We start from the raw sequence: 9,333 nt of genomic DNA, 5'->3' as shown, positions 1-9,333 counted from the left end.
TGGGCTTCACGGTCGTGGGTGGGCAGGGACAGGGAGCGTCGACATCTCGCGCCCGACCTCAGGGTGGCGCAACCAGCAGGCTGCGAGACGGTCGTCGCCAACGGGCTCGAGCGGCGGCTCGCGCGACCGGCAGATGTCCATCACATGCGGGCAGCGCGGATGGAACCGGCAGCCCGACGGGGGCCGTGCGGGGTCGGGCACCTCGCCCGGCAGCACCTCCGGCATCGTGCCCGATCCGTCCGGGTGGGGCACGGCACCGATAAGGGCCTGGGTGTACGGGTGCCGGGGATCTTCCCAGACCTCGCGCGTCGGGCCCGACTCGACGATCTTGCCCAGGTACATCACCGAGACGACGTCGGCGACGTGGTGGACGACCGCGAGGTCGTGCGAGATGAGAAGGAGGCTGAGTGAGAGCCGCCGCGACAGATCGAGCAGGAGGTTGGCCACCTGCGCCTGGGCTGATGCGTCGAGCGAAGCGAGCGGCTCGTCGAGCACGATCAGCGACGGGTCCGCGGCGAGCGCTCGCGCGATCGCGATGCGCTGGCGCTGCCCCCCGCTGAACTCGTGCGGGTAGCGTGACTGGGCACTCGGCGGGAGCCCGACGAGCTCGAGCAGCTCGGCGACACGTGCCGTCCTGCCCGACCGGCTCTCGGTACCGGCGACGGCGATGGCGTCGCCCACCTGGTCGCCGATCCGACGGCGCGGGTTGAGCGAGGAATACGGGTTTTTGAAGACGAGCTGCAGCCGGGTCAACTCACTGGGGCGTGCCCGTCGGGTCAGCGGCCGCACCTCGCGGCTCTCGAAGCGGACGCTCCCCGCCGTCGGGGCGACGAGGCCGACCGCGGCGCGAGCGAGGCTCGACTTCCCGCAGCCCGACTCGCCGACCAGCCCGACGATCTCGCCGCGTCCGACCGTGAGGCTCGCGCCCGCGACGGCGCGGAATCGGGTACGGTCGCGGCGCTCGTACGTGACCTCGACGTCGTCGATCTCCAGGACACTCATAGGTGAAAGGGGTCGACGGGACAGGCGTACGCGCGGGCGCCGTCGTGCACGAGCGGAGGCACGGTGGCCTCGCACTCCGCGACACTGTGGGCGCAGCGCGGGTGGAACGCACACCCGGTGGGGAGCGCTGCGGGCGCCGGAGGTGCGCCGGCAATGGGGACGAGCGGATGATCGGCGGAGCGCTCCGGTTGCGGGAGCGCGTCGAGGAGCGCCCTGGTGTACGGGTGACGGGGGCGCTGCAGCAGATCGTCGCGCGGGCCCGTCTCGACCACCCGGCCGGCGTAGAACACCGCGACGCGGTCGGCGATCGCCGACATCACACCGAGGTCGTGGGTGATGAGCACGACCGACAGACCCCGCTCGCGTCGCAGGGCGTCGAGCAGCCGGATGATGCCCGCCTGCACCGTCACGTCCAGCGCGGTCGTCGGCTCGTCGGCGATGAGGAGCTCGGGCTCGGCGGCGAGCGCGATCGCGATCGCCACACGCTGCCGCATGCCTCCCGAGAACTGGTGCGGGAAGGCCCGAAGAGCGCGCTCGGGGTCAGGAAGCCGGACGGCCTCGAGGAGGTCGGCCGCCCGCTTCCTCGCCGCGGCACGGCCGACCCCGAGATGCTGGCGGATCGGCTCCTCGATCTGCTGGCCGATGGAGAGCATGGGGTGGAGCGAGGTCAGTGGATCCTGGAAGACCATCCCGATCCCGCCTCCGCGCACGTCCCGCTGCGCTCGGCCGCGTAGCGTGAGCAGGTCGAGGCCACGGAAGCGCGCCCGTCCGGACGCGGTCGCGCCCGACGGTAGGAGCCCGATCAGGGCGAGCACCGACATCGTCTTGCCGCTCCCGCTCTCACCGGCGACCCCGAACACCTCGCCCTCCGCCACGTCGTAGTCGACGCCGTCCACGACGGTGATCGCGCCGCCACGCGCCGGCAGCTGTACGCATAGGCCCTCGACTTCGAGCAGAGGCGCGCTCATCGGATGCGACGGCCCTCCTGCGCCGTCCTCGGGTCGAAGACGTCCCGGAGGCTGTCGCCGAGGAAGTTGAACGCGAGGACCGCGGTGAAGATCGCGAGCCCGGGGAACGTGCCCATCCACCAGTACTGGAAGTACTGGGTGCCGGTCGAGACCATCGCGCCCCACTCGGGGTCGGGCGGCTGCGCGCCCAGCCCGAGGAACGAGAGCCCCGAGAGGAGGAGGATCGCCGTCCCGAGATCGAGCGTCGCGAGCACGAGCACCGGCCCGGCGACGTTCGGGAGCACCTCGCGGAACAGCGCCGACCGTGACGAGACCCCGAGCAGACGCGACGACTGGACGTACTCGGAATCCCCGATCGAGAGCACCAGGCCGCGCACGACCCGCGCGTACGAGGGCCACGCGACGATGACGATCGCGAGCACCGCGTTGCGCACCCCGCGACCGAGTACCGCCGTCACGACCATCGCGAGGATGATCGCGGGGAAGGCGAACACGAGGTCGGCGAGGCGCATGACGACCCCGTCCGCGAGCCCGCGGAAGTAGCCTGCGACCGCCCCGAGCAACCCGCCGATGCTCGCGGCGAGGACGACGAGGAGCAGGGCCAGCGGGATCGACAGGCGCGCGCCGAAAATCACGCGGCTGAAGACATCCCGCCCGAGCTCGTCCGTTCCGAACGGATGCGCCCCGGACGGGCCCTGGAACGCGACGAAGTCCTGTGCGAGGGGGTCGTACGGCGCGACGAGCGGAGCGAGCACCGCGATGAGCACCCACGCCACGGCGATCACCGCACCGACGAGGGCGAGCGGCTGGCCCCAGGCGGGCCGCGTCGCCCGTGCTGCCGCCCGGCGGTCGGCGGCCGAGACGACGACGTCGCTCACGTCAGCCTGAGCCTCGGGTCGATGACCCCGTAGAGCACGTCGACGACGAAGTTGACCGTCACGTACACGACCGCGATGAACAGGCTCACACCCGCGATCGCCTGCACGTCGAGGTTGATCGCGCTCTGGTACGCGTACTGGCCGATGCCGGGCCAGGAGAAGATGTTCTCGACGAGCACTGCGCCGGTGAGGATGTTCGCGAAGAGCAGCCCGATGACGGTCACGATCGCGGGCAGCGCGGCCCGCAGCACGTAGCGGATGACGACGATCCGCTCGGGAAGGCCCTTTGCGCGCGCCGCGCGGACGTAGTCGTTGCCGATCACCTCGAGCACCGCCGAACGCGTGTAGCGCGTGAGCAGGCTGACGTTGAATGCCGCCAGCACGAGCGCGGGGAGCGCGACGTGGTCGAGTGCGTCGGTGAACGTCGACCACTGCCCCGCGAGCAGCGCGTCGACGGTGTAGAGGCCCGTGACGCTCGGCGGCGGCTGGACCCCGATGCCGAGCCGGCCGCCGCCGGGGAACCAGCCGAGGCGATAGAAGAAGACGTAGAGCGACACGAGCGCGATCCAGAACGTCGGCATCGAGATGCCGCCGAGCGACACGATGCGCAGGGCGTGGTCGACGGGTCGGTTGCGCCGCATGGCGGCGAGGACGCCGAAGAGCACCCCGATCACGACGGCGATGACGATCGAGTAGAGCGCAAGCTCCGCGGTCGCCGGGATGAACGTCCCGAGGTCGTTCCGCACCGGGTTGTGCGTCAGCGTCGACTCGCCGAGGTCGCCCTGGGCAAGGCGCCTGAGGTAGATCGCGTACCGCAGGGGCAGCGGCTTGTCGAGCCCATAGTGCTCTCTGAACGCCGCGACCGCCTCGGGATCGCCCGCGGCCTGCTCGCCGAGGCTCGAGGCGGCCGGATCGGCGGGGACGGCCTGCGTGAGGAGAAAGACGACGAGCGTGATCCCGATCGCGAGCAGCACGAGCGCGGCGGCCCGACGGGCGACGAACCGAACGAAGCCTCTCGACGGGAGCAGGGGGCTGCGCGTCCTGCCGGCGAGTGCCTCGGGCGCGGCGGTCGACTCGTCGGCGCTCACGACCGCTCCCGTGCGTTCGAGGTCCGGCAGGTGTGTGCGTTATTTTGCACCGTGTGATCGTATTGTGCCGCTCGGTGCGGCCGCAACCCAAGCCCCACCACGGGCAAGGAGGCAGGAGATGGCGCATGCTGGACGGGATGACCTGCCGGTGCGGGAAATCGCACCCGGCTACAGCAGCCGGTTCGCCGACTGGGACGGCATGACGGTCGGCTTCGAGTTCGCGCCGGCCGGGATGGACGCCTCGACGATGCTCGATGGCCTCCCCGACGGCCGCTGCCACGCGCCGCACTGGGGCGTGCTGCTCTCCGGCCACATCCTCGTCGACTACGGTGACCGGCAGGAGGAGATCGTCGGTGGCCAGGCGTACTACGTCGAGCCCGGGCATCGCATCTCGTTCCTCGAGGACAGCGAGGCGGTCGAGTTCACGCCGACGGCGGATCTCGAGAAGACGTTCGAGATCGTGCGGCGGAACGCGGCGGCGGCGGCCGGCGGGGCGGCGTGACGGACGTCGCCGTCGTCGGCGGAGGCGTCACGGGTGTCTCGGTCGCTCTCGCGCTCCGGGAGCGCGGCCACGACGTCGTCGTCCTCGAGCGGAGCGGCGTCGCCTCGGGCCAGTCGGGCGTCCAGCCGGGCGGCGTCCGGCAGCAGTGGGGTACGCCCGTCGCGTGCCGGCTCGCCCGCGAGTCGGTGAGCTGGTGGCGGAACGCGGAGGCGCGCCTCTCGAGCCCCGTGCCGCTCGGGTTCCGTGCCTGCGGCTACCTCTTCGTCGCGCACGGCGAGGCCACGCTCAGGCGCCTCGCCTCGAACGTCGAGGTGCAGAACGCCGAGGGCGTCCCGTCGCGCATCGTCTCACCCGCGGAGGCGGCCACTCTGGTTCCCGGCCTCGACGCGGAAGGCCTGGTCGGGGCGTCGTGGTGCGCCGAGGACGGCTACTTCGACCGGCCGCAGGCGGCCGTCGAGGCGATCGCACGCCACGTCGACGTCCGGGTCGCGGAGGTCACCGCGGTCGCGCCCTCGGGCAGCGGGTGGGAGCTCTCGGGACCGTTCGGTCGGCTCACGGCTGCCGCGGTCGTCGTCGCCACAGGTGTGGACGCGAACAGGCTGCTCGGGCCGCTCGGGTGCGCACTGCCGATCGAGCCGGAGGAGCGGCACCTGTTCCTGAGCGAGCCGGTGCGGGAGCGCCTGCTCGAGCCCCTCATCGTCGCGCCGGAGCTCCGCTTCGCCGCGAAGCAGCTCGGGGACGGGCGCGTGCTCGCGAGCGACCTCGGGGCGGTCGGCGATCCGGCGGAGGGCGCGCAACGCTGGCGGGCCGTCGTGCGCGACGGGATCCGCCGGCTCGCTCCCGTGCTCGAGTACGTGGAGTTCAGCGTTCTCGCGAGTGGCGCGTACGACGTGACGCCCGACCGCCAGCCGGTGCTCGGGCCAGTGCCGGGGCACGACGGCCTGCACGTCGCCGTTGGTTTCAGCGGGCATGGATTCATGATCGCCCCGGCTGTGGGCCGAATCGCGGCGGCCGGCGTCCTCGGCGAGCCAGACCCGGTGCTCGGCGTCCTGGACGCGGGGCGGTTCGCCGAGGGTCGGCTCATTCCCGAGCCGCAGGTCGTATGACCGGTTCAGGCCGTGTCGGGGAGGAGCGCGTCGAGCTCGACCTCGACGAGGACGTCCGGGATGAACCCCGCGACGAAGTACGTCGTGTTGGCCGGGTCGACGCCGGCGAACGCCTCGCCGTGTGCGCGCACCGCTTCTTCCCAGACGGCGCCGGGGGCGAGCAGCAGGCGCGTGCGGATGACGTCGCCGCGCTCGGCGCCGAGCGCGGCGGCGGCCTCCAGGGCCTTCGCGATCGCGGTGCGCGCCTGCCCGTAGGTGTCGCCGGGGTGGAGAGTCCCTTCGGGTCCGATGGGCGCCGTGCCGCTCACCGCCACGTGGCGTCCCGCGCGCACGGCGCGGGCGTACGAGGCCTGGCGCTCGAACACGGTGCCGTCGCTATGTGTCGTGCGTGTCGCCTGCATCGTCCATGGGCTGCGCGCGGTCGCAACCGGAATGTCGTCACTCTGATCGAAATATCGTCTGCGCGCAACAGGGCTCTATGCTTCATGACATGACGGAGACCGTTGCACAGGGCAACGGGCGGGCGACGTCCACGCCGCGCGTCGGCGACGTGATCCGCCAGCTCCGGCACCAGCGGGGTCTTTCGCTGCGCGCACTCGCGAAGCAGTCCGGCCTCTCGCAGTCGTTCCTCGGAGCGGTCGAGCGCGGCCGCTCGGACATCGCGGTCGGGCGGCTCGCCCAGGTCGCGGCGGTGCTCGGCCACGACGTCGCCTCGCTACTGGGCTACTCACTGCGGCAGACGACACCGGTCTTGGTGCAGCCGGAGGAGCACGTCAAGGTCGAACGCGGCGAGGGGACGGAGCTTCGCGCGTTCCGGATCCCCGGAACGAATCTCGAGTTCATGGTCGCGACGTTCGGTCCGCGCGCCCAGTTCGCGGACGCCGTCACACACGCCGGGCTCGACGTGATGTACGTCGCCGAAGGCGAGCTGGTGCTCGTCGTGGACGGGGTCGACTACCTTGTGCGGGCCGGCGAGTGCGCCGTCTGGCCCTCGTCGCACGCGCACGCCGTACGCAACGACGCGGACGAGCCCGCGCGGGCGATCGGCTTCACGACCGAGACGGTGTACTGACGTGACCGAGATGCGCCTCTACGACGTCCGCGTGACCGTCGAGCGGATCGAGGGCCGCTCCGTCTGCGGGCTCGAGGTCGGCGACTGGTTCGAGGTGACCGAGTCGAGCCGTGTCCGGATACCCGAGGGCCGGCACTTCTGCCTCTACGCGATCCAGGCGGTGATGCCCCTGCTGCCGGCGAAGATGCGCCGACTCCCCGAGGAGGACTGGCTCGAGCAGGACAACCTCGTCTGCTGCCCCGACCCCGAGGAGCGGCTCGTGATGCGCATCGAGCGGGTCGGTGAGCGGACGCTCGTGACGGAGGAGCTGACGTAGCGCGCGAGATCGGCATCGGGCTCCTCGGCGACCAGGAGCCGACCGCGTACGAGGCGATCGCGCGCCGGGCAGACGAGGCGGGCATCGACGTCCTCTCCGTCTTCCACGACCTCATGTACCAGCCGGCGATCGGCCCGCTCGTGCTCATGGCTCGCGTGACGGAGCGCGTGCGCCTCGGGCCCGCCGCGCTCAACCCCTTCACGCTCCACCCCTACGAGATTGCCGGCCAGGTTGCCATGCTCGACGCCGTCTCGGGAGGACGCGCCTACCTCGGGATCGCGAAAGGGGCCTGGCTCGACCGGCTCGGCCTCGAGGAGAAGCAACCCCTCGCCGCGCTGCGCGAGGCCGTGGCCGTCGTGCGCGCGCTGCTCGCCGGGGACGACGCGGGGTTCGAGGGCGACCGGTACACCCTCGCACCGGGAACGAGACTTGCGTATCCGCGGGTGCGCGGGACGGTGCCCTTGATGGTCGGGACGTGGGGCCGGGCGACCGCCTGCTGGGCGGGAACGGTCGCCGACGAGGTGAAGCTCGGCGGCAGCGCCAACCCCGACCTCGTGCCGGTCGTGCGCGAGTGGATCGGGAACCCGGCGGTGAAGATCGTCGTCGGCTGCGTCACGGTCGTCGACGAGGACGGCGCCTGGGCGCGCGAGCGCGCCCGCGCTGCGGTCGAGCCCTACCTCGACGTCGTCGCCAGCCTCGACCCGACGATCGAGCTGCGGGCTGGCGCGGCGCCGCCGCTCGAGCGGTTCTGCATCGCGGGCACGCCCGAGGAGGTCGCGGCGCGCGTCGTCGAGCTGTGGGACGCCGGCGCCGCCCGCGTCGAGCTCGGGACGCCGCAGGGACACACGACGACGGGCGGGGTCGACCTCCTCTGCGCCCGCGTGTTGCCGCTGCTGCGCCGCTGACGCCGATTCCTCCCGTGCCCCGCCGGCGGGTCGGAGACGCTGCACGGCGTTGGGCTCGGTGCGTTCGGGGTCGTAGCTCTCCGCGAGGCGGACTCGGCTCTTGGCTGCCGCACCGGATCCAGCTTCTCGCCCCCTTGAGGCTCCCGCGCAGCATGTCCATCCCTTCGCTCAGGGCCAGGGAGGCCGGGAGTGTCTCCGAAATGAGCATCTCCTGGTCGCCGTCGAGCCCGAGCTGCCCTCTCTCGAGGGCAGCGTCGCACAAATACCATCAACAAGCCGCAAACAGCACGACGGAGCGGCGCCGGAGTCGAACCGACCGAGCGTGGGGTTGCCACACCGCACAGGTTTTGAAGACCTGCTGGGCCACCGGGCCCGTGCCGCTCCGGGATTGAGCCTACCGGCCGGGTGGGCTAGGTGGGCGGGCCGGGGAGAAGCCCCGTTCGTGTGCCTGGGCGGGGCAGAGCCTGGCCTGCGCAGAGTCTCTATGTCTCCGGCGGCACGGGATTCTGACTCGCTGCTCGGGCCTCGCGATAGTCGTCGACTCGTTGCTTCTGCTCGTCCGGAGACAATGCGAGGATCCCTCCGCCGGGCGAGGAGGCATTCCACCGCTTCTGCGTGTTCGCTATCTCGTCTTGGCGCGTTCGGCTTCTAGCTTGGCGTGGTCGTCCTCGGCGGCCCGCACCTCCAGTTCCTGCAGGAGCGCGGGCAGCTTGTCATCCAACGTCCAGGCGCTCCGATCTGACCAGGAGGCAGCACGGCCCTCGCGAGCGTCGTTGGTGAGCGCGATCGTGAGGCGGCCGGTGGCGTTGGCGTCGTAGCGTCCCTTCACCCGGCCGACGTTTCCTCCGGAGGATGCCCAGGAGTACTCGCGGTGCTGTTGCTCCCACCGCAGCCTTGCCGGAACCTCTGTCCGGATAGCACACTCGCGCCGTACGCCCTGTGAATCACCCTTGTGACAAGGTGTTACTTGCGGGCGCGCTTCCGACGAGCTGTGGGAGCCGATCGATCGTGCTCTGCGCGGGACGCGGGCGAGAAGCAACTCTGAGGTTCCCCCGCTTCGGTGGACAGCAGCAGCAGCAATGTCCGGAGAAGCGGGGGAACCTCAAGCACCGTGCCACCCGCCCAGACGATCTGTCGTGCCCGCGACGTGGATCAGCGGCGCCATCTACTTCGCCCTCGACGTGCCCCCATCCGAACACGCCCACCTAGCCCCCTACCGGCCGGGTGTGGGACGATCTCCTCGTGGCGCACATCCGCTTGATCGAGCCCGACGAGGCGACCGGCCCGCTGAAGGACGAGTACGACGCGGCGGTCGGCCGTGCCGGCAAGGTGTTCAACATCGTCAAGGCGATGAGCCTGCGGCCCGGCGTGCTGCGGCGCTCGATGGAGCTCTACAAGGGCATCATGTTCGGCCCCTCCGGTCTCGGCCGCCGGGAGCGCGAGCTGCTCGCCACCGTCGTGTCGCGCACGAACGGCTGCCACTACTGAACGCGCGC

The 9,333-nt window shown here is 71.5% G+C and carries 12 protein-coding genes and 1 tRNA gene; 6 read left to right on the top strand and 7 right to left on the bottom strand.

Annotation, left to right across the window (positions count from 1 at the left end):
* Positions 1 to 6 precede the first annotated feature (6 nt).
* The 4 genes from Gocc_RS01590 to Gocc_RS01575 are packed head-to-tail and all read right to left on the bottom strand — an operon-like array spanning position 7 to position 3,936.
* Positions 7 to 1,002 (bottom strand): ABC transporter ATP-binding protein, encoded by a 996-nt coding sequence (locus Gocc_RS01590; protein ID WP_114794776.1) that lies wholly within the window; start codon positions 1,000 to 1,002, stop codon positions 7 to 9.
* On the bottom strand, positions 999 to 1,970 hold the full coding sequence (locus Gocc_RS01585; RefSeq protein WP_114794775.1) for an ABC transporter ATP-binding protein: 972 nt from the start codon (positions 1,968 to 1,970) through the stop codon (positions 999 to 1,001). The genes Gocc_RS01590 and Gocc_RS01585 overlap by 4 nt, the downstream gene beginning before the upstream one ends.
* Positions 1,967 to 2,848: an ABC transporter permease gene (locus Gocc_RS01580; RefSeq protein ID WP_114794774.1), complete on the bottom strand. Its 882-nt coding sequence runs from the start codon at positions 2,846 to 2,848 to the stop codon at positions 1,967 to 1,969. Before Gocc_RS01580 ends, Gocc_RS01585 begins: the two co-directional genes overlap by 4 nt.
* The gene (locus Gocc_RS01575; RefSeq protein ID WP_114794773.1) at positions 2,845 to 3,936 is read right to left on the bottom strand and encodes an ABC transporter permease; all 1,092 of its coding nucleotides are present in this window, start codon (positions 3,934 to 3,936) and stop codon (positions 2,845 to 2,847) included. The genes Gocc_RS01580 and Gocc_RS01575 overlap by 4 nt, the downstream gene beginning before the upstream one ends.
* 118 nt (positions 3,937 to 4,054) lie before the next feature.
* Here Gocc_RS01575 and Gocc_RS01570 point away from each other — a divergent pair, with 118 nt between their 5' ends.
* Positions 4,055 to 4,438: a cupin domain-containing protein gene (locus tag Gocc_RS01570; RefSeq protein WP_114794772.1), complete on the top strand. Its 384-nt coding sequence runs from the start codon at positions 4,055 to 4,057 to the stop codon at positions 4,436 to 4,438.
* A complete protein-coding gene (locus Gocc_RS01565; RefSeq protein WP_114794771.1) occupies positions 4,435 to 5,544 on the top strand; it encodes an NAD(P)/FAD-dependent oxidoreductase in 1,110 nt (369 codons plus the stop codon). Before Gocc_RS01570 ends, Gocc_RS01565 begins: the two co-directional genes overlap by 4 nt.
* A 5-nt stretch (positions 5,545 to 5,549) precedes the next feature.
* Here the strand turns inward: Gocc_RS01565 and Gocc_RS01560 are convergent, their stop codons facing one another.
* Entirely contained in the window at positions 5,550 to 5,945 is a 396-nt protein-coding gene (locus tag Gocc_RS01560) for a Rid family hydrolase (protein ID WP_114794770.1), read from the bottom strand.
* Positions 5,946 to 6,034: 89 nt separating this feature from the next.
* Between Gocc_RS01560 and Gocc_RS01555 the strand changes: the two genes are divergently transcribed.
* Genes Gocc_RS01555 through Gocc_RS01545 form a run of 3 tightly spaced genes read left to right on the top strand, consistent with a single transcriptional unit; the run spans position 6,035 to position 7,837 of the window.
* The gene (locus tag Gocc_RS01555; protein WP_181813281.1) at positions 6,035 to 6,616 is read left to right on the top strand and encodes a cupin domain-containing protein; all 582 of its coding nucleotides are present in this window, start codon (positions 6,035 to 6,037) and stop codon (positions 6,614 to 6,616) included.
* Between the two features lie 10 nt (positions 6,617 to 6,626).
* The gene (locus tag Gocc_RS01550) at positions 6,627 to 6,932 is read left to right on the top strand and encodes a TIGR04076 family protein (RefSeq protein ID WP_114795131.1); all 306 of its coding nucleotides are present in this window, start codon (positions 6,627 to 6,629) and stop codon (positions 6,930 to 6,932) included.
* Positions 6,933 to 6,940: 8 nt separating this feature from the next.
* Positions 6,941 to 7,837, top strand: coding sequence for an LLM class flavin-dependent oxidoreductase (locus Gocc_RS01545; RefSeq protein ID WP_114794768.1), 897 nt, complete (start codon positions 6,941 to 6,943; stop codon positions 7,835 to 7,837).
* A 291-nt stretch (positions 7,838 to 8,128) separates the two neighbouring features.
* On the opposite strand, the gene Gocc_RS15890 is transcribed toward Gocc_RS01545, so the two are convergent.
* Both Gocc_RS15890 and Gocc_RS01540 read right to left on the bottom strand, forming a co-directional pair.
* Positions 8,129 to 8,221: transfer RNA gene (locus Gocc_RS15890), tRNA-Sec, on the bottom strand.
* Between the two features lie 238 nt (positions 8,222 to 8,459).
* Positions 8,460 to 8,666, bottom strand: a complete 207-nt coding sequence (locus Gocc_RS01540; protein WP_114794767.1) for a hypothetical protein — start codon at positions 8,664 to 8,666, stop codon at positions 8,460 to 8,462.
* A 413-nt stretch (positions 8,667 to 9,079) separates the two neighbouring features.
* Between Gocc_RS01540 and Gocc_RS01535 the strand changes: the two genes are divergently transcribed.
* A complete protein-coding gene (locus tag Gocc_RS01535) occupies positions 9,080 to 9,325 on the top strand; it encodes a carboxymuconolactone decarboxylase family protein (protein WP_114794766.1) in 246 nt (81 codons plus the stop codon).
* Positions 9,326 to 9,333: the final 8 nt, after the last annotated feature.

The organism is Gaiella occulta (assembly GCF_003351045.1).
GTDB lineage: Bacteria > Actinomycetota > Thermoleophilia > Gaiellales > Gaiellaceae > Gaiella > Gaiella occulta.
This window is presented reverse-complemented; position numbering and strand designations above follow the sequence as displayed.